Annotated in this window: 25 protein-coding genes; 12 read left to right on the top strand and 13 right to left on the bottom strand. The window is 64.0% G+C overall.

The features are described from left to right. Positions 1-4: 4 nt before the first annotated feature. The 4 genes from ACSHT2_RS23510 to ACSHT2_RS23495 all read right to left on the bottom strand — a co-directional run bounded on the left by ACSHT2_RS23510 (position 5) and on the right by ACSHT2_RS23495 (position 2,968). Positions 5-829: an SDR family NAD(P)-dependent oxidoreductase gene (locus ACSHT2_RS23510; protein ID WP_440636838.1), complete on the bottom strand. Its 825-nt coding sequence runs from the start codon at positions 827-829 to the stop codon at positions 5-7. A gap of 18 nt (positions 830-847) precedes the next feature. After that, positions 848-1,411 (bottom strand): cytochrome P460 family protein, encoded by a 564-nt coding sequence (locus ACSHT2_RS23505; RefSeq protein ID WP_440636836.1) that lies wholly within the window; start codon positions 1,409-1,411, stop codon positions 848-850. 73 nt (positions 1,412-1,484) lie between these two features. Beyond that, entirely contained in the window at positions 1,485-2,513 is a 1,029-nt protein-coding gene (locus tag ACSHT2_RS23500; RefSeq protein ID WP_440636834.1) for an alpha/beta fold hydrolase, read from the bottom strand. A gap of 35 nt (positions 2,514-2,548) precedes the next feature. Next, entirely contained in the window at positions 2,549-2,968 is a 420-nt protein-coding gene (locus tag ACSHT2_RS23495; RefSeq protein WP_440636833.1) for an organic hydroperoxide resistance protein, read from the bottom strand. A gap of 208 nt (positions 2,969-3,176) precedes the next feature. Between ACSHT2_RS23495 and ACSHT2_RS23490 the strand changes: the two genes are divergently transcribed. Continuing rightward, positions 3,177-3,440, top strand: coding sequence for a hypothetical protein (locus tag ACSHT2_RS23490; protein WP_440636831.1), 264 nt, complete (start codon positions 3,177-3,179; stop codon positions 3,438-3,440). A gap of 5 nt (positions 3,441-3,445) precedes the next feature. Here ACSHT2_RS23490 and ACSHT2_RS23485 read toward each other — a convergent pair whose 3' ends face one another. The 3 genes from ACSHT2_RS23485 to ACSHT2_RS23475 all read right to left on the bottom strand — a co-directional run bounded on the left by ACSHT2_RS23485 (position 3,446) and on the right by ACSHT2_RS23475 (position 7,125). Further along, positions 3,446-4,126: a response regulator gene (locus ACSHT2_RS23485; RefSeq protein WP_440636829.1), complete on the bottom strand. Its 681-nt coding sequence runs from the start codon at positions 4,124-4,126 to the stop codon at positions 3,446-3,448. 185 nt (positions 4,127-4,311) lie between these two features. Continuing rightward, positions 4,312-6,447, bottom strand: a complete 2,136-nt coding sequence (locus ACSHT2_RS23480; protein ID WP_440636827.1) for a DUF294 nucleotidyltransferase-like domain-containing protein — start codon at positions 6,445-6,447, stop codon at positions 4,312-4,314. A 69-nt stretch (positions 6,448-6,516) separates the two neighbouring features. Next, positions 6,517-7,125: a hypothetical protein gene (locus tag ACSHT2_RS23475; protein ID WP_440636825.1), complete on the bottom strand. Its 609-nt coding sequence runs from the start codon at positions 7,123-7,125 to the stop codon at positions 6,517-6,519. A gap of 270 nt (positions 7,126-7,395) precedes the next feature. Between ACSHT2_RS23475 and ACSHT2_RS23470 the strand changes: the two genes are divergently transcribed. The 6 genes from ACSHT2_RS23470 (at position 7,396) to ACSHT2_RS23445 (ending at position 12,847) form a co-directional block, all read left to right on the top strand. Beyond that, positions 7,396-7,683 carry a DUF4212 domain-containing protein gene (locus ACSHT2_RS23470; RefSeq protein WP_319337852.1) on the top strand — a complete coding sequence of 96 codons (288 nt, stop codon included), beginning with the start codon at positions 7,396-7,398 and terminating at the stop codon, positions 7,681-7,683. Between the two features lie 2 nt (positions 7,684-7,685). After that, the gene (locus ACSHT2_RS23465) at positions 7,686-9,665 is read left to right on the top strand and encodes a sodium:solute symporter family protein (protein WP_440636823.1); all 1,980 of its coding nucleotides are present in this window, start codon (positions 7,686-7,688) and stop codon (positions 9,663-9,665) included. A gap of 201 nt (positions 9,666-9,866) precedes the next feature. Beyond that, positions 9,867-10,187 (top strand): hypothetical protein, encoded by a 321-nt coding sequence (locus ACSHT2_RS23460; RefSeq protein WP_319337847.1) that lies wholly within the window; start codon positions 9,867-9,869, stop codon positions 10,185-10,187. After that, positions 10,184-10,507, top strand: coding sequence for a hypothetical protein (locus ACSHT2_RS23455; protein WP_319337844.1), 324 nt, complete (start codon positions 10,184-10,186; stop codon positions 10,505-10,507). The genes ACSHT2_RS23460 and ACSHT2_RS23455 overlap by 4 nt, the downstream gene beginning before the upstream one ends. Positions 10,508-10,608: 101 nt before the next feature. Then, positions 10,609-10,977: a hypothetical protein gene (locus ACSHT2_RS23450; RefSeq protein ID WP_440636820.1), complete on the top strand. Its 369-nt coding sequence runs from the start codon at positions 10,609-10,611 to the stop codon at positions 10,975-10,977. Positions 10,978-11,221: 244 nt separating this feature from the next. After that, positions 11,222-12,847, top strand: a complete 1,626-nt coding sequence (locus ACSHT2_RS23445; RefSeq protein ID WP_440642911.1) for an MFS transporter — start codon at positions 11,222-11,224, stop codon at positions 12,845-12,847. Between the two features lie 65 nt (positions 12,848-12,912). Here ACSHT2_RS23445 and ACSHT2_RS23440 read toward each other — a convergent pair whose 3' ends face one another. Both ACSHT2_RS23440 and ACSHT2_RS23435 read right to left on the bottom strand, forming a co-directional pair. Then, entirely contained in the window at positions 12,913-13,386 is a 474-nt protein-coding gene (locus tag ACSHT2_RS23440) for a secondary thiamine-phosphate synthase enzyme YjbQ (RefSeq protein ID WP_440636818.1), read from the bottom strand. A gap of 8 nt (positions 13,387-13,394) precedes the next feature. Further along, the gene (locus tag ACSHT2_RS23435) at positions 13,395-13,913 is read right to left on the bottom strand and encodes a hypothetical protein (RefSeq protein WP_440636816.1); all 519 of its coding nucleotides are present in this window, start codon (positions 13,911-13,913) and stop codon (positions 13,395-13,397) included. Between the two features lie 359 nt (positions 13,914-14,272). On the opposite strand from ACSHT2_RS23435, the gene ACSHT2_RS23430 reads away from it, so the two are divergent. From ACSHT2_RS23430 to ACSHT2_RS23410, 5 genes are all read left to right on the top strand, one after another. Further along, positions 14,273-14,647 (top strand): AtpZ/AtpI family protein, encoded by a 375-nt coding sequence (locus ACSHT2_RS23430; RefSeq protein ID WP_440636814.1) that lies wholly within the window; start codon positions 14,273-14,275, stop codon positions 14,645-14,647. 112 nt (positions 14,648-14,759) lie between these two features. Next, positions 14,760-15,509, top strand: a complete 750-nt coding sequence (locus tag ACSHT2_RS23425) for a F0F1 ATP synthase subunit A (RefSeq protein ID WP_370137631.1) — start codon at positions 14,760-14,762, stop codon at positions 15,507-15,509. Positions 15,510-15,562: 53 nt separating this feature from the next. Further along, positions 15,563-15,793, top strand: a complete 231-nt coding sequence (locus ACSHT2_RS23420) for a F0F1 ATP synthase subunit C (RefSeq protein ID WP_007599451.1) — start codon at positions 15,563-15,565, stop codon at positions 15,791-15,793. Positions 15,794-15,859: 66 nt separating this feature from the next. Next, complete coding sequence (locus tag ACSHT2_RS23415) at positions 15,860-16,426, top strand: F0F1 ATP synthase subunit B (protein ID WP_440636812.1); 567 nt, start codon at positions 15,860-15,862, stop codon at positions 16,424-16,426. 5 nt (positions 16,427-16,431) lie between these two features. After that, a complete protein-coding gene (locus ACSHT2_RS23410) occupies positions 16,432-16,917 on the top strand; it encodes a F0F1 ATP synthase subunit B family protein (RefSeq protein WP_440636810.1) in 486 nt (161 codons plus the stop codon). Between the two features lie 194 nt (positions 16,918-17,111). Here the strand turns inward: ACSHT2_RS23410 and ACSHT2_RS23405 are convergent, their stop codons facing one another. The 4 genes from ACSHT2_RS23405 to thrC all read right to left on the bottom strand — a co-directional run bounded on the left by ACSHT2_RS23405 (position 17,112) and on the right by thrC (position 21,259). Continuing rightward, positions 17,112-17,765 carry a hypothetical protein gene (locus ACSHT2_RS23405; RefSeq protein WP_440642910.1) on the bottom strand — a complete coding sequence of 218 codons (654 nt, stop codon included), beginning with the start codon at positions 17,763-17,765 and terminating at the stop codon, positions 17,112-17,114. A 160-nt stretch (positions 17,766-17,925) separates the two neighbouring features. Continuing rightward, positions 17,926-18,513, bottom strand: coding sequence for a GNAT family N-acetyltransferase (locus ACSHT2_RS23400; protein ID WP_028178162.1), 588 nt, complete (start codon positions 18,511-18,513; stop codon positions 17,926-17,928). 41 nt (positions 18,514-18,554) lie between these two features. Beyond that, positions 18,555-19,844, bottom strand: coding sequence for a M16 family metallopeptidase (locus tag ACSHT2_RS23395; RefSeq protein WP_440636808.1), 1,290 nt, complete (start codon positions 19,842-19,844; stop codon positions 18,555-18,557). After that, positions 19,841-21,259, bottom strand: a complete 1,419-nt coding sequence (gene thrC / locus ACSHT2_RS23390) for a threonine synthase (protein ID WP_440636806.1) — start codon at positions 21,257-21,259, stop codon at positions 19,841-19,843. The genes ACSHT2_RS23395 and thrC overlap by 4 nt, the downstream gene beginning before the upstream one ends. Positions 21,260-21,519: the final 260 nt, after the last annotated feature.

The raw sequence follows: 21,519 nt of genomic DNA, 5'->3' as shown, positions 1-21,519 counted from the left end.
CGGGTCAGTAGTCGGTCGATACGCTGAGCGCGCGCCACGTCTCCAATTCCTCGAGACGAAGCTTATCCGTCGCCGCGATGGCGTTCACGGCGTCGCTGCCGAGCGCAATCCGCAGGGGTGGCCGATCCATGTCGACGAGCTTCAACACGACGGCTGCAGCCTTGGCGGGGTCGCCGGGCTGGCGGCCATCGTAATCGCGCTGCATCCTGACGGCGGCGCCAACGACCGCGTCGTACTCCGGCCGTCCCTCGCCGGCCGCATGCGCGGCCCGGGCAAACCCGGTGCGAAAGCCGCCGGGCTCGACGATCGTCACGGTCACGCCGATCAACGCCATCTCGCGCGCCAGCGATTCCGAAAAGCCCTCGACCCCCCATTTCGCGGCCGAATAGGCCGCGCGGGCCGGAGCGCCAATGCGCCCGCCGACGGATGAGACCTGCACGATGTGCCCGCGGTGCTGCCGACGCAGCACCGGAATCGCCGCCTTGGTGACGATGATGGTGCCGATCAGATTGACCTCGATCTGATGACGGAACGTCTCCAGGCTGGTGTCCTCGACCGATCCGAGATCGCCGTAACCGGCGTTGTTCACGAGCACATCGACGCCGCCAAATGTCTGCACCGCCAAGCCGACCGCTGCTTGCGCTGCCGCCTCGTCGGTCACGTCGAGGGTTGCAAGCCGAAGCCTTTCACCGAAGCGCGCAAGCAACGGTTCGAGTGGCTTTGGATCCCGGGCCGACGCAAGCACGCGATCTCCCGCCGTGAGCGCGGCTTCCACGATGGCCCGGCCAAGCCCGCGCGAGCTGCCGCTGATGAACCAAGTCTTCGACATGACGGTCTCCGGATGGCGTCAGGGCGCCAGGCGCGTGAAGACGTAATCGTGGCTCTTGGCTCGAGCCTCGTGGCAGGCGAAGCAGGTGCGATGCTGGGCCTCGTCCACCGGCCTGCCGTTGATGAAGCGGCCGAACCCCCAGCCGCCGGTGGCAGCGTATTTCCTGGAATCCTTGACCATCACCTGGACCGTGGTGGCGGCGCCGGGAATGGTTGCGGATGCGAACTCCGGCGATTGCTTCCGCTTCCAGGCGCGCTTGACCAGAATGGTGCCGTCCGGGAACGGGAGTTTCCCGGCCTGATAGGCATCGATTGCGGTCTGGTTGCCGACCACAGCGCGAAGCTCGTCGAGCGGCGCCGCCTCTTCGGCCGGCGCGACCAGCTCCCACTGCTTGTAGCCCGGCGGAATCGTGACGCCGAAGATCGGCGAAGCATCCGCCGCGCTGCGTTCCACCGGCCCCTCTGCGGAGGCGATCGTGACCAGATACGGCACGCAGGTCAGGAGCACGACAAGCAGCACCACCGTCAGCACGATCATCGTGGCGTAGAAGGACTTCTTCTTTTCAGGTTCGGTAGGCGACATGACGTTTCTTCAAGCTGGGATCAACGGGGCGATCCTCGGTCCAGCCGGGCTGGACCTAGGTGCTGACAGATGCTCAGGCGCCGTCGGCGTCGATGACGGCCTTGGCAAAGGCTTGCGGTGCTTCCTGCGGCAGATTATGGCCGATGCCGCCGGTGATCAGGCGAAACTCGTATCGGCCTGAGAACCTCTTGGCGTAGGCGCTAGGATCGGGATGCGGTGCGCCGTTGGCGTCACCTTCCATCGTGATGGTCGGCACGTCGATGACGGGAGCCGCCGCGAGCTTCTTTTCGAGATGCTCGTACTTCGCCTCGCCCTGGGCGAGCCCGAGCCGCCAGCGGTAATTGTGGATCGTGATCGCGACATGATCCTTGTTGTCGAGCGCCGCCGCGCTGCGATTGAAGGTGGCATCGTCGAACTTCCACTGCGGCGAGGCGAGCTTCCAGATCAGCTTGGCGAAATCGTGCGTGTACTTCTCGTATCCGGCGCGGCCGCGCTCGGTGGCGAAGTAGAACTGGTACCACCATTGCAGCTCCGCCTGCGGCGGCAACGGAGCACTGCCGGCAGCCTGGCTGGAAATCAGATAGCCGCTGACCGACACCAGTGCGCGGCAGCGGTCGGGCCACAGCGCGGCGATGACGTCCGCGGTGCGCGCGCCCCAGTCGAACCCGGCGACGACGGCTTTCTTGATATCGAGCTTGTCCATCAGCGCGATGATGTCGACGGCCATCGCCGCAGGCTCGCCGTTGCGCGGCGTCTCACTGGAGAGGAAGTGCGTCGTGCCGTAGCCGCGCAAATAAGGGACGATCACGCGATAGCCGGCCTTCGCCAGGATCGGCGCGACATCGACAAAGGCGTGAATGTCGTAGGGCCAGCCGTGCAGCAGGATCGCGACGGGACCGTTCGAGGGCCCCACCTCCGCATAGCCGACGTTGAGAACGCCGGCGTCGATCTGCTTGATCGCCCCGAAGGACGCATTCGATGCGGAGGATCGTGGCGGTTCCGTCTCGGCGCGTGCGAGATCGATCACGCCGAGGCCGACGGCGACGGCTCCTGTGGCGATGCCGAGAAACTGGCGGCGGTGCTCATCGATGATCTGCTTCATGGCGTTGCGACCTCCTGGTGGTTGATGATGCTGCGTCAGACCAGCGCGACCGTGACGTCGATGTTGCCGCGGACGGCCTTGGAGTAGGGGCAGGTTTGATGCGCTTCAGCGACGATGCCCTGTGCGGTCTCGCGATCGAGACCCGGCAGGCTGACATTGAGACGCGCCCGGAGGGCATAAGTGCCATCATCGAGAAGAAGATCGATTTCCGTATCGATCGCACTTTTCCTGGGAAGCACGATTTTCCGCTTGCGGGCTGCCATTTCCATCGCGCCTTCGAAGCAGGCCGACCAGCCGGCTGCGAACAATTGCTCGGGATTGGTGCCGATGCCTGCGCCTCCTGGCGGCGACAGCTTGACGTCGAGGCGGCCGTCGGAACTGCGCGATATGCCGTCGTGTCGGCCGCTGCGGGTGTGCGTCCGGGCCGTGTAGAGCAGTTCTGCCGCTTGCGTCATGAAAGTCTCCTTGGCGCTGCGCAACCAAATATCAGCGGCGCGCCCGGGAGACGCGTTTAGACTTGTGAGAAGTTGTGAGGCTGGCGGAGAACCTGTTACGAGGCCTGCCCCGCACTTCAGCTCTTCCTCGAACGTGCCGCGGCCGGCGACGCGCAGATCGCGCTCGACGATGCCAATGCCGCGATCATCGCGCGGAGAGCTGTTGCGGATGAAGGGCAAGGTCCTGCTGTCGCTGCCGCAGCCCAGGGCTGAGCAAGCAGAGGTCTACCTGATGCAATCCCTGGGTTTGAGCCGCCGCCAAGGCGCCGCAGCCTGGGAGCTGCGCGCCGCGATCGATCTCGCCGGACTATTTGCCGAACGCGGGGAGCGCGACGAAGCGAAGCACTTGCTCCAATCGACCCTCGAGGACTTTGCCGAGGGCTCCGAAACGGCGGATATCAGAGCGGCCAACGTGCTTCTGACCACACTGTAGCGGCCTCACCCCGTCGGCGTGCCCTGCGTCCACTGGCCGCCGGCGATCTTTGCGGCGGCAATCACGGCCTGGGTGCGGCTCTCGACGCCGAGCTTTTGCAGGATGGCCGAGACATGCGCCTTGATCGTGGCCTCGGAGACGCCGAGCTCGTAGGCGATCTGCTTGTTGAGAAGGCCCTCCGACAGCATCATGAGGACCCGGACCTGCTGCGGCGTCAGCGTTACCAGGCGGTCGCGCAGGCGCGTCATGTCGGGGTCGGCCGCGGCGGACAGGTCGGTGTCGGCGGGAACCCAGACGTCGCCGTCCATCACCTTGAGGATGGCGTCACGCAACGTCTCGACGCCGAAACGCTTCGGAATGAAGCCGGACGCGCCGAAATCGAGCGAGCGGCGAATCGTGGCGCTGTCGTCGGACGCCGAGACGATCACGACCGGGATCGCCGGATATTGCGCGCGCAGATAGATCAGGCCGGAAAAGCCGGAGATCCCGGGCATCGAGAGGTCGAGCAGGATCAGGTCGACGTCCGAGGTCTGTTCCAGCAGCCCGGTCAGGTCTTCGAAGGATCCGGCCTCGTCGATCCTGGCCGACGGGAGAACGCCCGCCACCGCCTGTCGCAGCGCATCGCGGAACAGGGGATGGTCATCGGCGATGACGAGGTGGGTGCTTGCATTCGCTGTTGCAGTCATCTGTTCCGCAGGCCGACGAAAGATCGGGAAAGAATATCAACTCGTTGCTGATCAAGCAGCAATTGACGATTGTTCACTGACTGGACCCGTCTTGCAAGGCAACCTTCCACCCGTAGTCGCAAGGCAGTTAATCACAGGCGCGAACCAATTGATGCTGCAGCGCAAAAAGCCGCTGACGGGTCTCATCAATCCCTGAACAGCAGGTCTCGGGTCAAATCATCGATCACGGTGACCGCTTGAAGCGCTGCCCTCAATCGCTCGCGGTCACGGGCCGACAATCGCTTGACCAACACCGCATTGGAGGGCGGCGTCCCCTGCGCCACATCCGCAATCTGTTGCGACACGATCAGCTCCAGAAAGACACCATGGGCCTCGTCGAGCGCATCGAGATCGGTGTCGCCACGGCCAACCACGGCCTTCACACCCGCGAGTCGCTGCGATGTCGACCGGCCCATCACATGGTAGCGAATCGCCATCGCACGCGCTGCAGCGACCAGGCCGAACAGCCCTGCCGCCTTGAGGTCGATGCGACCGCCTTCAGTGCGGATGCCGCCGAAGAATTTCAGGCTCGCGGGGACGCTGATCCCCTCGACCAGAAGCTTGGCGAAAGCGACCTGCCCCTCGGCTGCCGCGAAGGCCGCCTGCCTGACGGAGACGGCAAGGCTCCCGTCGCCATGAACGGCCCGCAGATCGAAGAAGATATCCACCGACAGCAGATCCTTTGGACTGGAGCGCCAGACCCAGTGCTCGATGCGGTCACGCCACGTTGCAACCGAGCCGCGCCAGGGCGGGTTTTTCGCCATGACGCCCCCCTTGCAATAGGGCACACCGGCCTCGTGCAGAATATCTGCAACGTGCGCCCCGAACGCCTCAAACCAGCGATCCTCGCCGCCTCCCGGTTCGCCTTGCTCGAAGATCACGGCATTGTCCTGATCCATCGCCAGCAGGCTTTCGCCGCGTCCGGCAGACCCGAGCACGATCAGCGTGTATGGCGTTGGGGGGTCGCCCTCGCCGCGCTCCCGCATGAGCCGCTCGGCAATCACAGCGGCCTGACGGGTGAGGGCGCAGAGCTCGCTGGAAATCACGTCCGCAATCTGACGGCCGGACAATCCTTCCGCCAGGAGCACCTCCGCAACCCGCGGCAGCTTCGCCCAGGCAACCGCCAGTGCCTGCGTGTCTGCAGCATCCTCGATCTCGTCTCCGAGCGATATGGCCTCCCCTGCCCGCAGACGCAGCAGGTCCCGCGCGGACAACGCGCCGACCACGCGGCCAGCCTCATCGACAACGCCGAGATGACGAGTCTTGAGGCGATTCATCCGGCCAATCGCGCGATAGACAAGCGCGTCCTCGGGAATGGACGCCAACGGCCTGCTCATGATCCGGTGCACCGGCAGCTCCAGCGCCGAGGCACCGAGCCGGGCGATCGCCCGGAGCACATCACGCTCGGTAACGATCCCGGCCTCGACGGCCTTGACGTCAGCTGCGGCCGCATGCGGCGCGCCGACGTACACGGCCGATATTCTCTCGCTCGTCATTCGCGCCAGGGCGACGCCCACCGAAACATCCGCGGCGACGAAAATGGCCGGACACCGCATGATGTCGCGGTTGCGATGGCGGTAGGCATAGGCGTCGAACCGCTTCAGCGTTTGCTCTGCATCGACGCGAGCCGTCGCTTCGACCGCCTCGATCCAGCCCATCCGCACCTGATCATCAAGCACAGCGATGAGCGCGCGACAGGCCCGCTCGGCCTCGGCAACGGTCCGGATACCGTGCTCACGCAGCCCCGGCAGCAGCGCCAGGAACACCCGTGCCGTCGTGATCGCGTCGCCGAGGGCGGAGTGCCGACCGACCACGTCGATACCAAGCCAGCTTGCGAGATTCCCCAGCTCGTATCCGCCGAGGTTCGGCGCAACGATCTCCGCAAGCAGCCTGGTATCGAGCGTTCGAGGCCGGGACCATGGCAGCCCCGCCAGGTCGCATTCGCGCTTCAGCACCGCAAGATCGAAACCGATCATGTGCCCGATGACGACGGCCCGGCCGAGGAACGCCTCGAAATGCGGCCAGACATCCACAAATAGCGGCGATTCAGCGACCGCGGCATTGTCGATGCCGTGAATGCGCGTCGTCTCGGCGGGAATCGGTTCATCGGCCGGCCGCAGCAATTGAACGAACGAACCGCCGTCGACCAGCTTTCCGGCCGACAGACGCACGCCGGCGAGTTCGATCACCCGCGCCTTGCGCGGATCGAGCCCGGTGGTTTCGGCATCGATGACAACGGCGTCGAGCGACAAAAGCGGGGCAGCACCATTTGTCGTATCCATCGTCCCCCCTCGGAAGGCCGGACCGCGATGCCGGCCGGCAAACCGGGCATTGGCAAAGGCCGGGCGATCCTACTCCAGCATCGTGTTGGTCACCGCAGCCGCATCGATGCGATCGACCAATTCGTCATGGATGTTGCACAGGCTGACACGCAGGTAATTGCGTATCGTCTCGAAATCCCGTCCGCGCAGTTTCTCGTGGATCGGCATCATCGCAAAATAGGTTTCCGCCAGCGGCTCGGGAATATCCATCACGCGCTTGGGCGCATGCCCGCCGACGAGGTCGAGCCGCTGCTCCAGCTCGCGCCGGGCCTGAAACCAGCCATCCTCGCCGATCGACGGCGGCACTGGATAACGGTCGAAAACCGAGAGGACGACCAGGATCATCTGGTCGAGAACCGCCCGGCGCTGCATGCCGGCATGTGGGCGCAATACCCCCTCGACCATCTCGCCGACCATCGCAAGCCCGAGTGGATAAGCCTGCCAGCGCGAACGTTCGACGGCTAGAGCAAATCCTTCCTCGGCAAACAGCACCTTGGCGTAGTGGCCGGCGCGGGCACGCGAATACTCGTAGATACCCTTTTGCACGATGAACGCCGACTGCGCGTCGATGAAGTCGGCAAGCGCCTCGCGGTCGCCAATCGGCGGCCGGGGACGAAAGAATTTTTGCAGCAGCTTCATCGCAGTCCGATCCTGCCAGACGGAATCGCCGTGCCATCCCGCGCTCGCCGCGCCCGAATTGTCAACGGCCGCAACGCTGTTCGCATCCGCAGCATCGGTTCCCTCCGAAAGTATTATAAAGACCTCGGCACTCCTGATGTTAGCCTTCAACATTCCAAATTGGCGAAAGACCGGTTGGAAGGCGGCACGGGGGGGCCGCAGCGACGGGTATGCAACCCCTCGATTCCTCCGGCTCGCATGCCGGAGTCCTGAAAAGAGGAAATGCAGCCCATGCCTGACTCCCACAATCTCAGAGAACGAGAAGAAGCCCACTGGGGCAAGACCTCGCGCCTGATGCTGATCAACCTCGGCATCTGGTTCTTCTTCGGATACGTCATCCACATGTTCGTGGTTCCGCTCAACAACATTCAGGTGCCGATTCTTGGCTTCCCGCTCGGCTTCTATATGGCCGCGCAGGGATCGCTGATTGCCTTCGTGATCATCCTGTTCGTGTTCGCCAGACAGCAGGACAAGATCGACCGTGAATTCGGCTTCGCCGAAGACGATCGGGAGGGTTGAACATGGCTACACAGGCCACAACCGGCGGTTCCGACTTTCTCAGCAACCTCGGGCGGATCTACGGCTTCTACACCGGAGGATTCGTCGCGTTTGTCCTTCTGCTCGCCGTCCTCGAGATCATCGGGGTACCGAACAAGATTCTCGGCTACCTGTTCGTGTTCTTCACGCTCGCGGTCTACGCGATCATCGGGATTCTGTCGCGAACGGCACAAGTTTCGGAATACTATGTGGCGGGCCGCAGCGTGCCGGCGTTCTACAACGGCATGGCTACGGGCGCCGATTGGATGTCGGCAGCGTCCTTCGTGGGCATGGCGGGCACGCTGTTCCTGCTTGGCTATGATGGCCTTGCCTGGGTGCTCGGATGGACCGGCGGCTTCGTGCTGGTCTCCATCCTGATCGGACCCTATCTGCGTAAATTCGGCGCCTATACGGTGCCCGACTTCCTGTCCTTCCGCTATGGCGGCAATTTCGCCCGGGCGCTGGGCGTGATCGTGCTCGTCGCCTGTTCGTTCACCTATGTGACGGCGCAGATCTACGGCACGGGCATCATTGCCTCGCGCTTCCTCGGCATGCAGTTCGAGATCGCAGTTTTCGCAGGACTGGTCGGCATCCTGGTCTGCTCGATGCTGGGCGGCATGCGCGCGGTGACCTGGACGCAGGTGGCCCAATACATCGTGCTGATCATAGCCTACCTGACACCGATCGTGATCCTGTCGACCAAGATCTACGGGATACCGATTCCCCAGCTGACTTATGGACACGCGATCGCGGACATCACGGCGCGCGAACAGGAGATGCTCGCCAACGGACTCGCTGCGGCAGCAAGCCTCAAGCCGCACATTCAGCCGTTCCTCAGCTATAGTCCGCTGAACTTCTTTGCGATCATCCTGTGCATGATGGTCGGCACGGCCTCGCTGCCGCATATCCTGATGCGCTACTTCACGACGCCGTCGGTGCGTGAGGCGCGGCAGTCCGTGGCATGGTCGCTGCTGTTCATCTTCCTCCTGTACTTCTCGGCGCCTGCCTACGCAGCGTTCTCCAAGCTGGAGGTGTACACGAACATCATCGGGCGCGATCTGTCCGCGATCAGACCCTGGCTGTTCAACTGGGGCGAGCTCGGGCTGATCCAGATCTGCGGCAAGAACGCCGTCAACATCGACGCCGTCATTGCCGCGTGCAAGGCCGTTGCCGGCCACCCCGGTGTGGTCCGGCTGCAGGACTTCGTCATCAACACGGACGTGATCGTGCTCTCGACACCGGAAATCGCGGGGCTTCCGTACGTGATTTCCGGCCTCGTCGCGGCCGGCGGTCTCGCGGCGGCTCTGTCCACCGCCGACGGGTTGCTGCTCGCGATTGCGAACGCATTGTCGCATGACGTCTACTACAAGATGATCGATCCGACCGCGCCGACGGCACGCCGGCTGGTCATCGCGCGCGTGCTCCTGCTGATAGTTGCGCTGGTCGCCGCGGCGACGGCCGCCACCAAGCCCGGGGATATCCTGGCCATGGTCGGCTGGGCGTTCTCCCTGGCAATGGCGGGCAACTTCCCGGCACTCGTGATGGGCGTCTGGTGGAAGCGCACGACGTCCGCGGGCGCGGTCTGCGGCATCATCGCCGGGTTCGGGCTCTGCCTGTTCTACCTCGTGACCACGCGCTATTTCCCGGGCGCGGGCGTCAAGTACTTCGGCATGACGTCGCTGCTCAATCCGGTCACCGGCGCACCGCTGGTCGACATCGTCAAGGCCATGGCATTGCCCAACGCCATGGAGAGTTGGGCGACGCTGGCCCACCCGCTGGCCAACAAGGTGGGTTGGTTCAACCTCAGCAACATCGCCTGCGGCTTGCTGGGTGCGCCCTTCGGCTTCGCGGTGATCATCATCGTGAGCCTGCTGGGACGGGCGCCGTCGCGGGAAATGCAGGCCTATGTCGACGAGATTCGCAAGCCGCGAGGCCGCACGGTGCTCGAAGAGAAAACGACCTGAGCGGATCGGATAGATTGCGACAAACGGGGCCTTGCGAGGCCCCGTTTTTGTTTGCGACCGGTGGCGCTCGCTTGCCCCGAACCGCCTGCCTTGACATTGTTGCGTGCGGACGCTGGTCCAGATTGCCCGACGGCCCGCATGGAGCGAGCGCCATCGCAGGATCATACTGCTTTCAGAGCGACGCCCGGAGGAGGACAGATTTTGGATATCGCCGACTCATTCGCCAGATACTGGTATTTTCACCTGCCGAACTTCGTTCTGGCGGCGCTGATGTACACCATGCTCGGCCGCTTCCTGCTCGGCCTCTTCGTAGACGCCGACTCGCCAAACTATATCTGGCGCTTCTTCTGCCGCCTCACCGATCCGGTGCTCACCGCCATTGCGATCGTCACGCCGAAGGCAGCTCCTCCAGCGGTCGTGTGGCTGTTCGGTTTTGTCTGGATGTTCTGGCTGCGGATCGTGTTCCACTACACCTTGCTCGTGCTCAATCTCGCGCCGCGGCTTGCGGGAGGAGGGTCATGAGCCGCAACTTCTACCTGATCGGCATTGCCTTCTTCGGAATGATCAACGGCCTCTTCAACCAGCTTTGGCTGATCTTCGCCTTGCTCTATGTCCAGCCGCTTGCAGGCCCGCTTCTGTTCGGAAGCGTCTCGCTGACGCTGATGTTCGCCTCGCTGATGGTCTCGACCGCTACCGTCATCCTGGGCGGCATTCCCGCCGCCATCTACGAACGTGTTACCGGCGCCCAGGAGTCCAACAACGTCTCGCTTTGGATCTGGCTGGCCGGCACGGCTATTCTGGCGCTCCCCGCCGCCGGCAATTTCATCAGCATCGGCCTCTGAACGGCGGGCGGGAACCATTGAAGGCAGGCCCCGCAGGGACTACCCTAATCCGTATCTCCATTCCCCCGACCCCAATGAGCCAGGCGACGGAGTCCCTCCTCATGGAAGAAATGCGCCGCATCGCCTTCGAAACGGTTCTGCGCGCATGCGGATTTGCCTCCCTCGCTATATTCTGCGTGATGATCGGCCTTTCGTTTCTGCCGCGCTCCGCGTTTCAGGCGGGAGGCTTTCTGAGCCTGATCATGACACTGGTGCTTCTCCTGAAAGCGGAGGAGGCGCGGACCAAAGACCACCGCCGCACAGAGATGTGGCTGTACCTTCCAAAGGACCGACGCCCGCCTCAGTCGCATGCACAAGAAGCAGTCTCAACGGTGATGCGAGAGACCTATCTGGTTTTTGCATACTGGTCTGCGCTGGTGTCCATCGTGATGTGGATCGTCGTGATAGGCTTTTCCGTACTTGGACTTTAGTTTGAGTCTGCAGACCCACGGTATTTCGTTCCTGCAATCCCGTGATTTCCCGACAGATATCTCGCAGTCCTTCCGATTCGCGTCGAAAGTACTATTGGGCCGGCCGCGGTAGGCATGTAATTGCTGGCCCCCGATTGGTGGCGCGCCTGCACGGCGCGGATCGATTCTAAATCCAAGAAGACAAGGGGAGCGAATCGGAATGACGACAGTAACTGCAACATCGGCACGATCTTCCAGCGCCGGTATGACGAAGGACGAACGGTTCGTCATTCTCGCCTCCTCGCTCGGTACCGTCTTCGAGTGGTACGACTTCTATCTCTATGGCTCGCTCGCCAGCATCATCGGCGCGCAGTTCTTCTCGGCCTATCCGCCGGCAACCCGCGACATCTTCGCGCTGCTGGCGTTCGCCGCAGGCTTCCTGGTCCGTCCGTTCGGCGCGATCGTGTTCGGCCGCATCGGCGACATCGTCGGCCGCAAATACACATTCCTCGTCACAATCCTGATCATGGGTCTGTCGACCTTCATCGTCGGCCTGCTGCCCAACGCGGCCACCATCGGCATCGCAGCCCCGATCATCCTGATCGTGCTGCGCCTCGCCCAGGGCCTGGCGCTCGGCGGCGAATACGGCGGTGCTGCGACCTACGTCGCGGAGCACGCGCCGAACGGCAAGCGTGGCTACTACACCTCCTTCATCCAGACTACGGCGACTCTCGGCCTGTTCCTGTCGCTGCTGGTGATCCTGTTCACCCGTTCCGCGCTCGGCGAAGCGGACTTCGCGGCCTGGGGCTGGCGCATCCCGTTCCTGGTCTCGGTGCTGCTGCTCGGCGTCTCGGTCTGGATCCGGCTTCGCCTCAACGAATCGCCGATCTTCCAGAAGATGAAGGACGAGGGGAAGGGTTCGAAGGCACCGCTGACGGAAGCCTTCGGCAACTGGCAGAACGGCAAGCTCGTGCTGCTCGCCCTGCTCGGCGGCGTGATGGGCCAGGGCGTGGTCTGGTACACTGGCCAGTTCTACGCGCTGTTTTTCCTGCAATCGATCCTGAAGGTCGACGGCTACACCGCTAACCTGCTGATCGCCTGGTCGCTGCTGCTCGGCACCGGCTTCTTCATCGTGTTCGGCATGCTGTCCGACAAGATCGGCCGCAAGCCGATCATCCTCGGCGGCTGCCTGATCGCGGCGCTGACCTTCTTCCCGATCTTCAAGATGATCACCACCAACGCCAACCCGGCGCTGGAGAAGGCGATCGAGCAGACCAAGGTCGAGGTGGTGGCCGATCCCGCAGGGTGCGGCGACCTGTTCAACCCGGTCGGCACCCGCGTCTTCACCGCACCCTGCGACACCGCGCGCGCCTTCCTGTCGCTGTCGTCCGTCAAGTACTCGACGACACCCGGTCCCGCCGGCTCCGGCGTGAAGATCATGATCAACGGCAAGGAAGTGCCCTACACGAACGCCAAGGACGGCAACCCGGCGGTTCTCGCCGCGGTGCAGGCGGCGGGCTATCCGAAGGCGGGCGACGCCGGCATCGTGAAGATGGCGCATCCGCTCGACATCTTCCGTCCGCAGGTGGCGGCGATCATCGGCCTGCTGTTCATCCTGGTGCTGTTCGTCACCATGGTGTACGGCCCGATTGCCGCAATGCTGGTCGAACTGTTCCCGACCCGCATCCGCTACACCTCGATGTCGCTGCCCTACCACATCGGCAACGGCTGGTTCGGCGGCCTTCTGCCGGCGACCGCCTTCGCCATCGTGGCCTCGACCGGCGACATCTATGCCGGCCTCTGGTACCCGATCATCTTCGCGTCCATCACCGTCGTGATCGGTTTCTTCTTCCTGCCTGAAACCAAGGACGTCGACATCAAGGCGACCTGATCGAAGCAGCGATCGACAACACGAACCGGCCGCGGACTCCCCGCGGCCGGTTTTGTTTTGAGCGCTTACTGATTGCTGCCGATGAATTGCAGCACGACCTCGCGGCGGTGCGGACGGCTGCGATGCTCGATCAGATAGATCGCCTGCCAGGTGCCGAGCGCGAGCTTGCCGTTCAGCACCGGGACCTGGAGCGAGGTCCCCGTCAGCATCGTCTTGATGTGCGCGGGCATGTCGTCGGGTCCCTCTGTGTCATGGGTCCACCCGGCGTTCTCCGGTGCGAGCCGTGACAGTGCCGTGGTGAGATCAACCAGCACGGAGGGATCGGCGTTCTCCTGAATCGTCAGCGAGGCCGAAGTGTGGCGGATGAACAGCGTCAGCGCGCCATCGCGCGCGCAGGCCTCATTGATGAATTTCGCAGCTTCGCTGGTGAGATCGACGAAGTCTCGCCCGGGTGTCGGCACCGTCAACAGGGCGGTACTGATGACCGTGGCCTGCACGATCGATGGCACCGAGCGCGTCAGCTGTTTTTCAGGCGTCATTCAAACTCTCAAATCTTCCCCGACACGTCCTTCTGCACGCGGTTGGCCATGTCGATCAGCCGCCGCCAGGCTTTTTCCAGGAACGACATCACGCGATCGACGTCCTGGTCGCTCGGCAGCGGAATCTCGATCTTGCGCTCGCCTTCGGCGACCTTGGGCTCCGCCTTCTTCAGCGGGTCGGATTTCGGCAATGCCTCGTCGATCTTGCCCGACACCGTCGGTCCGGCCGCGAGCTGTCCCTTCAGCCTCTCGACCTCGGCCTGGAGCCTGCCGATCTCGGCGTCGAGTGCGGTCCGCTCGTCGGGCACCGCGTAGCAGGCCCAGCCGGCGTCGTTCTTGGCGCAGGTCGATACCGTGCCGGTGCGAGTGTCGAGCCGCAGCACGCCCTCGGGGATGGGAGTCATGCTGTAGCGACCATTTTCGCCGTCGGGCCCGGATTGCGCGGCCACGAGGCCGCCGCTGACGATCATCACCGCGGCCGCCGCCGCAAGCCGCCATGATGTTGTGGATGACTTCGCTGGTCTCATCGCCCTCTCCGCCACGGCGCTACTGCGGCTTCTGCGCAATTCTACACCCCCATCGAGCAATCCGCCGCCAAAAACCCGCCTCTGAAATCAACGAACGCGATGGCTTCTTTGATCCAGGCAGTGCGGCGAAAGGACAGCTACATCCACCGATCGAGAGGAGACCTGCTGCGGTGCGGCGTCACGCTGTGTGCAGCGCTGCCGCGCACGCCAATATCATCAAATGAATCAGATACATAACCGAAATCGACGCAATCGTGACTTGGCTTGACTTGATTATGGGCCATCAGTATGGTCCGCGCGGCTTTTGAGGGTGACGGGCGCAATTTCCATTCAGCCGCAGCGTTTCGGGTCTTCGTTGCATGACACAGGGCACGGGACACGGCGAGAATGAAGATCGCGATAGATCGTCCAAGGAAGCCGCGCTTTCCGAACGGCTCGGAAGTCTTGATCAGCGGTTGTCCGAATTTCGCGACCGCCGGAGCAAGACCGAGCAACCCGCAGGTGACGGTGGAGACAGAGCGGCCAGAGCCTCGGCAATGGCGCTTGGTTTCCGGTTATCCTCGGAGTTGATCGCCGGCGTCGCTGTCGGAGCGGGGATTGGCTGGGGGTTCGACCGCTTGCTGTCGACGTCGCCCTTCGGATTTATCGTGTTCCTGCTGCTGGGCTTCGTGGCTGGCGTGGTGAACGTGGTGAGAACGGCGGGCGCGGGTCAAAACAGGCGCGGTGATTCGTAGCCGGTCCCCACCAGGAGAGGAATGATCGTGCCGGCCTCGCCGGTACGGGCCGGCCCGGCCGGCAGACCGAGACCCGCCGGCATTGCCCGGCAGACCAAGAGATGCCGCGCTGATGAAAATCGACCCGATCCACCAGTTCAACATCGAGCCTCTCTTCACTCTGGGCCATATCGGCAATCACACGATCGCCTTCACCAATTCGTCGCTCTACATGCTGGTGGCGGTGGCGATCATCTCGATCCTGATGCTTGCCAGCGGCACGCAGCTGGTTCCCGGGCGCCTGCAGTCGGTCGCCGAAATCTCCTACGAATTCGTCGCCTCGACCATCCGTTCGACGGCCGGCGCGGAAGGCATGAAGTTCTTCCCGCTGATCTTCTCGCTGTTCATGTTCATCTGCGTCTCGAACCTGGTGGGGATCATTCCCTATACCTTCACGGTCTCGAGCCATTTGATCGTCACCGCGGCGCTCGCGTTGTTGGTGTTCTTCACGGTCCTGATCTACGGCATCTACAAGAACGGCCTGAAATTCTTCAAGATTTTCGTTCCCCACGGCGTCCCCATCTACATCCTGCCGCTGGTCATGTTCATCGAGATCCTGTCGTTCTTCCTGCGGCCGGTCTCCCACAGCGTTCGTCTCTTCGCCAACATGCTGGCCGGCCACATCGCGTTGAAGGTGTTCGCAGGCTTCGTCGCCATGCTCGGCTTCTCGCTCGGCGCCATCGGCTGGGTCGGCGGCGTGCTGCCGCTGGCGCTCACGGTCGCGCTGACCTCGCTCGAGATCCTGGTCGCGTTCCTCCAGGCCTATGTGTTCGCGATCCTGACCTGCATCTACCTCAACGACGCCATTCATCCGGGACACTGAGCGGTCCGGGGAATTTCCACCCACAACCCCATCTTTCTTCCAAGGAGTCTAAAATGGATCCGGCAGCAGCAAAACTTATCGGCGCGGGCATCGCGTGCATCGGCATGGGCGGTGCGGGCGTCGGCGTGGGCGTGATCTTCGGCAACTACCTCGCCGCAGCCGTGCGCAACCCGTCGGCCGCTCAGGGCCAGTTCGGCAACCTGATCTTCGGCTTCGCCGTGACCGAAGCGCTCGGCATCTTCTCGCTGCTGATCGCGCTGCTGCTGCTGTTCGTTCCGCTCTGAGGACGACGTTTTTCGCGCCGTTCCCATTCCTTGGGACGGCGCGTGTGACAGCAACAGGAGAACTCCATGGCTGAGAGTCATGGCGGCGCGAAAGGTCCGGCGGCGGGAGCTCACACCGAGGCTGACGGTGGTCACCACGGTGGCGGTTTTCCGCCGTTCGAGAGCAGCAGCTTTGCTTCACAGCTGGTGTCGCTCGCGATCTTCTTCGTCCTGCTTTACGTGATCGTGTCCAAGCTCGCCCTGCCGCGCATCGGCGGTGCGATCGAGGCGCGTCAGAACAAGATCGAGGGCGACCTCGCCGAAGCGCAGAAGCTGAAGGACCAGTCCGACGCGGCGCTGAAGGCCTATGAAAGCGAGCTCGCTGCGGCGCGCACGCGGGCACAGGCGATCGGCAACGAATCCCGCGACAAGGCGAATGCGCAGGCGGAAGTCGAGCGCAAGGCACTGGAAGAACAATTGGCGGCCAAGCTCGCCGGGGCGGAGAAGACCATCGCCTCGACCCGCGCAGCCGCCATGAGCAACGTCCGCGGCATCGCGGCCGATGCGGCAGGTCAGATCGTGCAGCAGCTCACCGGCGTCGTTCCGGACGCCGCGTCGGTCAATGCCGCGGTCGATGCGTCCTTGAAGGGTTAGTCGAGATGTTCTTCGAACCTGAATTTTGGGTCGCCGTCGCCTTCGTGATCCTGATGGTCGTGTTCGGCTATCTCGGGGTCTTCAAGATGGCGATGACGGCGCTGGATCATCGCGCCGAACGCATCAAGGCCGAGCTCGACGACGCCGCGCGTCTCAGGCAGGAGGCGGCCAAGGTGCTCGCCGACTACAAGGCGCGCAGTGCCACGGCCGAACGCGAGGCTGCCGACATCATCGCCAACGGCAAGGCCGAAGCCGAGCGCATCGCGACCGAGGCCAAGGCGAAGATGGAAGACTTCGTGGCCCGCCGGACCAAGACCGCGGAGAGCAAGATCGCGCTCGCCGAGGCCCAGGCGCTGGCTGACGTCCGCGCCGCAGCCGCGGAAGCCGCCGTCCAGGCCGCTTCCACGATCCTGTCGCGGTCGGTCAAAGGCCAGGTCGCCGACGACCTGCTCGCCAAGGGCATCAACGAGGTTCGGCAGAAGCTGAACTGAGAGCGTCGCCTTCACCAGACAGCAAAAGCCGGCGCGATGAGCGTCGGCTTTTTTTGTCGTCTGAAAGACCCTCGTGTCCCGGACGCGGCGCGGCATGCAATGACGGGACGCTGAGCCGGGACCAGCTGTGCCGCGGCTTGGCCCCCGGCTCTGCAGCACTGAAGAAGCGCCGCGTCCGCGGCACGAGTCTTACCTTACTTCTTCTTCCGCCCCTTCGGCTCGGGCGCGAGCGCCTGCGGGTCGAAGCCGACATAGAAGATGTAGGAATCGGCATCCTTGGCCGAGGGCACTGGATAGCTCAGATCCTCGGCGACAAAGGTAAAGGGCACGCTGCCGCCTTCCGTCATCTCGACCGTGGTCCGGTAGGCCTTCGAGGCGATCACCTTCTCACCGATGCCGCCCTGCACCACCGCGACGCGTAATGGGACGTCGACCGTAGCAGGCGCACCGGCGGGACCGGCGATGACGCGGCCCTGGATTCCGATCCGGGCGGTGATGTCGCCGCCGTTTCGGGCGCATTCGCGCGCCATCTTGGTGATTGTGGCCTGGAAGCGGATGTCGTTACCGACAGCCTGCTTGCCGCTCGCACCGACCGCATAGGTGGAGGCACCGGCGCGCACGGTGACCTGCGGGCAATCGAGGTCGTCATCGGCTGGTGGCTGGCCGGGCGCGGGCGCCGGATTGGGCTGCGCCGGCTCGTCCGGCTTGCCACCGAACAGGCTCTTGAAGCGGTCGCTCAAGGATTGGGCCGCCACCGGCGAGACGCACGCGAGCGCAATCGAGAGCGCCAACGCGACCGCAGTCCCCCGCCGCAACGCTTTCCGCGATGACCGAAACTCCTTCACCATCGACACCCATACTCCATCACAATATCCCGACCCAACCACCGGCCGGCCCGCGCCGTTATATCGCCAAAATCGGCGAACCCAAGGCGAACAAACAAGGCAGGCGAATAGTGCAGCAAACAAGGCGGGACCATCAAAGATCTTGGCCGCACCGGATGGCAGCTCAGCCGCGGAAATCCTCGTGCAGCAGGCCGAACAGCAGGTGATCCTGCCAGACCCCGTTGATGCAGAGATATCGGCGCGCCAGGCCCTCGCGCGAGAAGCCGCACTTCTCCAGCACCCGGATCGACGGCGCATTGGTGGGGATGCAGGCCGCCTCGACTCGGTGCAGATTGAGCTCGCCGAACAGCGTCGGCAGCAGCACCCGCAGCGCGGCCGTCATGTAGCCGCGATGGGCATGAGGCTGGCCGACCCAATAGCCGATGGTGCCGGCCTGCACGATGCCGCGCCGGACATTGGCCAGCGTGATGCCGCCGACCAGGGCGCCGTCGAGTTCACGGAAGATCAGAAAGGGATAGGATCGGTCCGCGGCAATGTCTTCGGAATAGCGGCGCAGGCGGCGCCGGAAGCCGGACCGGGTGAGATCGTCCGAGGGCCAGATCGGCTCCCAGGGCGTGAGATAGTCGCGGCTGGTTTCCCGCAAATGAGCCCATTGCAGGAAGTCCGACATTTGCGGCGCGCGCAGCAAAAGCCCGTTGCCGCGCGGCGCGAGGGTGGCGGGTCCACTGGATGGCAGGCGAAAGAGGGCCATGGTGATGCTTTCCGGGGCGGGGCGCCCTTGGGACGCGGCTCCTAGTGCAGCCGCGCCTTGGCGCGCGCCCGGGTCAATCCTTCCGCGAAAGATACCGCCGTGTCCAGACCCCTGCCGCTGCCCAACGCGACAACAGCGGGCCGGCTCCGCAACAGCAGCGCACGCGCCGCGTCCCTTGTCGATTCGACGCTGACGGCATCGATCCGGGCCACCAGTTCCTGCGCCGTCTGCGGCCGCCCGTAGGCGAGCACATGCCGGGCCAGCTGCTCGGCGCGGGAGGAGCAGCTCTCCAGTGCCATCAGGAGACCCGCCTTCATCTGCGCCTTGGCCCGGGCGATCTCGGCCTCGGTCAGCGTCTCCACCGAATCATTCATGATGTCGACCACGACCTCCATCATCTCCGGCGCGTCGGCCGGGTCGGTGCCGGTGTAGAGGCCGAAGAAGCCGGTGTCGGTATAAGGCGCGTGGAAGGTGTAGATGGAATAGCAGAGACCGCGCTTCTCGCGCACCTCCTGGAACAGTCGCGACGACATTCCGCCGCCGAGGATGTTGGTGAAGACCTGGAGCGAGAACAGCGACGGGTCGCTCTGCGGCACGCCTTCCAGCGCCAGCGTCAGATGCGCCTGCTCGAGCTCGCGATGCACCACCTTGTTACCGCCCTTGCCGAATTGAGCGGTTTGCGGCTTCGGCCCCGGCGTCCCCTCGAAACTGGCAAAGCGCCTCTCGACCTCGGCGACCACCTGGCTGTGATCGACCGCGCCGGCCGCCGCCACCACCATGTCGGGCCCGCGATAGTGCGTCGAGAGGTAGCCGCGCAGCATGTCGCGGTTGAAGGTGCGCAGCGTCTTGGCCGTGCCGAGCAGGGAACGACCCATCGGCTGGTCGGGATAGCAGAGCTCGTTCAGATGCTCGAACACGACGTCGTCGGGCGTATCCTGCGCGGCACCGATCTCCTGCACGATGACGTTCTTCTCGCGCTCCAGCTCGTCGGGCTCGAAGGCGGGATTGGCGAGGATGTCGGCGAGCACATCGAGCGCGAGCGGCACGTCGGCCTTGAGCACCCGCGCGTAGTAGGACGTGGTCTCGGTCGAAGTACCGGCATTGAGGTCGCCGCCGACCGCCTCGATCTCCTCGACGATCTCGCGCGAGGAACGCTTGGTCGTGCCCTTGAACGCCATGTGCTCGAGCAGGTGCGAGATGCCGTGCTCGTTCGGCTTCTCGTCGCGTCCGCCGACGCCGGCCCAGACGCCGAGCGCCGCAGTCTCAAGATGGGGCATCTCGTCGGTGACGACGGTCAGGCCGGAGGCAAGTTTGGTCATCTCGACGCTCATCCGGCAACTCCTTGCTTTGCGGCGCGGCTGAACGACAGCACGAACCGCTCGACCTCGGCCTGATCGTTCTTCATCACCCTCATGTGTTCGGATTTGGTCATCAAGCCGTCGAGCCAGACCGGCAGTTGCGGCCGCTGGCCGCAGGCCGCCTCGACGGCATCGGGGAATTTGGCCGGATGGGCGGTGGAGAGCACGATGCTCGGCACCCTCGTGTCGGTGGTGTCGCGGTCCGCGACAGCGAGCGCCACTGCCGTATGGGGATCGACCAGTTCGCCTGCTTCGCGCCAGGCGGCGCGGATCGCAGCCGCAGTCTCGGTCTCGTCGGCGCGCCCTGCATCGAACTCCTCGCGGATTGCGGCGAGCGTTGCATCGGGCAGCACGAAACGTCCGGACTGCTTCAGCGACTCCATCAGACGGCGCACGCCTGCTGCATCGCGCCGGCTCGCCTCGAACAGCAACCGCTCGAAATTCGACGAGATCTGGATGTCCATCGACGGCGACGCCGTCGCGTGCACCTCGCGCACCTCGTAAATTCCGGTCTTCAGCGTCCGCGCCAGGATGTCGTTGACGTTGGCGGCGATGCGCAGGGTGCGCACCGGCAGCCCCATGCGCTTGGCGACGTAGCCGGCGAAGATGTCGCCGAAATTGCCTGTCGGCACGACGAAATCGACCGCGCGCGCCGGCGCACCGACGGCAACGGCGGAGGTGAAATAGTAGACCACCTGGGCGACGATGCGCGCCCAATTGATGGAATTGACGCCGGACAGCGAGGTCGCATCGCGGAATCGATGATTGTTGAACATCCCCTTCACGATCGCCTGGCAATCGTCGAAGGTACCCTCGATGGCGAGCGCATGGACGTTGGCCGCGCCTGTCGAAGTCATCATTCGCCGCTGCACCTCGGAGATGCGACCGTGCGGAAACAGCACGATGAGATCGACATTCTCGAGTCCCGCAAAGGCTTCGACCGCGGCGCCGCCGGTGTCGCCGGAGGTGGCGACCACGATGGTGGTGCGCTGGCCGCGCTTGGCAAGCACGTGGTCCATCAGCCGCGAGATCAGCTGCATCGCCACGTCCTTGAAGGCGAGCGTCGGACCGTGGAACAGCTCCAGCACGAACTGGTGCGGCGACATCTGGCGCAGCGGCACCACCGCGGGATGGCGGAAGGTGGCATAGGCCTCGTTCGCCATACGACCAAGCTCGGCATCCGTGATCTCGCCGCCGGCGAAGGGACGAATCACATCGACCGCAACCTCCCAATAGGGGCGGCCGAAGAAGCCGGCGATCGTCTCGGTCGGGAGTTCCGGCCACGTCGCCGGCACATACAGGCCACCGTCGCGGGCAAGCCCGGTCAGCATCACGTCACAGAAGCCGAGTTCGGGGGCCTCGCCCCGGGTCGAGATATAACGAGTCAAACTGCCCTCCAAAGGCCGGACCGAACCGAGGCCAGGTCCTTAAGCCTTTGATTTTACGAAATTACTTGATAACAGCCAGAGGCCTTGGGCTACCATAAAGTGTTTTGCGGCATCGGGAAACCGCTTCCGGCGCTCCCCCCGTCCATTGAAAAAGGGCTGCGGCATTGCCGCAGCCCTTCTCTTGGAAGGTCTGTCGTTGTGTGCAGACCGGTTTGCTTCGTCGGGGTCGCCGCCCGTCAAAACTGTTCTGGCAAGCTTTC

The sequence above is a fragment of the Bradyrhizobium sp. PUT101 genome, from assembly GCF_052043945.1.
In the GTDB taxonomy this organism is placed as follows: domain Bacteria; phylum Pseudomonadota; class Alphaproteobacteria; order Rhizobiales; family Xanthobacteraceae; genus Bradyrhizobium.
This window is presented reverse-complemented; position numbering and strand designations above follow the sequence as displayed.

What these genes read in the sequence shown, in the direction of transcription:
- ACSHT2_RS23455 (WP_319337844.1), top strand. Translation starts at nt 10,184, where the DNA reads ATGAGCCGCAACTTCTACCTGATCGGCATTGCCTTCTTCGGAATGATC.
- ACSHT2_RS23490 (WP_440636831.1), top strand. Translation starts at nt 3,177, where the DNA reads ATGAAGGGCAAGGTCCTGCTGTCGCTGCCGCAGCCCAGGGCTGAGCAA.
- ACSHT2_RS23405 (WP_440642910.1), bottom strand. Translation starts at nt 17,765, where the DNA reads ATGGTGAAGGAGTTTCGGTCATCGCGGAAAGCGTTGCGGCGGGGGACT.
- ACSHT2_RS23435 (WP_440636816.1), bottom strand. Translation starts at nt 13,913, where the DNA reads ATGAGACCAGCGAAGTCATCCACAACATCATGGCGGCTTGCGGCGGCG.
- ACSHT2_RS23465 (WP_440636823.1), top strand. Translation starts at nt 7,686, where the DNA reads ATGGCTACACAGGCCACAACCGGCGGTTCCGACTTTCTCAGCAACCTC.
- ACSHT2_RS23500 (WP_440636834.1), bottom strand. Translation starts at nt 2,513, where the DNA reads ATGAAGCAGATCATCGATGAGCACCGCCGCCAGTTTCTCGGCATCGCC.
- ACSHT2_RS23485 (WP_440636829.1), bottom strand. Translation starts at nt 4,126, where the DNA reads ATGACTGCAACAGCGAATGCAAGCACCCACCTCGTCATCGCCGATGAC.
- ACSHT2_RS23410 (WP_440636810.1), top strand. Translation starts at nt 16,432, where the DNA reads ATGTTCTTCGAACCTGAATTTTGGGTCGCCGTCGCCTTCGTGATCCTG.
- ACSHT2_RS23510 (WP_440636838.1), bottom strand. Translation starts at nt 829, where the DNA reads ATGTCGAAGACTTGGTTCATCAGCGGCAGCTCGCGCGGGCTTGGCCGG.
- ACSHT2_RS23470 (WP_319337852.1), top strand. Translation starts at nt 7,396, where the DNA reads ATGCCTGACTCCCACAATCTCAGAGAACGAGAAGAAGCCCACTGGGGC.
- ACSHT2_RS23395 (WP_440636808.1), bottom strand. Translation starts at nt 19,844, where the DNA reads ATGAGCGTCGAGATGACCAAACTTGCCTCCGGCCTGACCGTCGTCACC.
- ACSHT2_RS23505 (WP_440636836.1), bottom strand. Translation starts at nt 1,411, where the DNA reads ATGTCGCCTACCGAACCTGAAAAGAAGAAGTCCTTCTACGCCACGATG.
- ACSHT2_RS23450 (WP_440636820.1), top strand. Translation starts at nt 10,609, where the DNA reads ATGGAAGAAATGCGCCGCATCGCCTTCGAAACGGTTCTGCGCGCATGC.
- ACSHT2_RS23480 (WP_440636827.1), bottom strand. Translation starts at nt 6,447, where the DNA reads ATGGATACGACAAATGGTGCTGCCCCGCTTTTGTCGCTCGACGCCGTT.
- ACSHT2_RS23475 (WP_440636825.1), bottom strand. Translation starts at nt 7,125, where the DNA reads ATGAAGCTGCTGCAAAAATTCTTTCGTCCCCGGCCGCCGATTGGCGAC.
- ACSHT2_RS23420 (WP_007599451.1), top strand. Translation starts at nt 15,563, where the DNA reads ATGGATCCGGCAGCAGCAAAACTTATCGGCGCGGGCATCGCGTGCATC.
- ACSHT2_RS23495 (WP_440636833.1), bottom strand. Translation starts at nt 2,968, where the DNA reads ATGACGCAAGCGGCAGAACTGCTCTACACGGCCCGGACGCACACCCGC.
- ACSHT2_RS23440 (WP_440636818.1), bottom strand. Translation starts at nt 13,386, where the DNA reads ATGACGCCTGAAAAACAGCTGACGCGCTCGGTGCCATCGATCGTGCAG.
- ACSHT2_RS23415 (WP_440636812.1), top strand. Translation starts at nt 15,860, where the DNA reads ATGGCTGAGAGTCATGGCGGCGCGAAAGGTCCGGCGGCGGGAGCTCAC.
- ACSHT2_RS23445 (WP_440642911.1), top strand. Translation starts at nt 11,222, where the DNA reads ATGACGAAGGACGAACGGTTCGTCATTCTCGCCTCCTCGCTCGGTACC.
- ACSHT2_RS23430 (WP_440636814.1), top strand. Translation starts at nt 14,273, where the DNA reads ATGACACAGGGCACGGGACACGGCGAGAATGAAGATCGCGATAGATCG.
- ACSHT2_RS23400 (WP_028178162.1), bottom strand. Translation starts at nt 18,513, where the DNA reads ATGGCCCTCTTTCGCCTGCCATCCAGTGGACCCGCCACCCTCGCGCCG.
- ACSHT2_RS23425 (WP_370137631.1), top strand. Translation starts at nt 14,760, where the DNA reads ATGAAAATCGACCCGATCCACCAGTTCAACATCGAGCCTCTCTTCACT.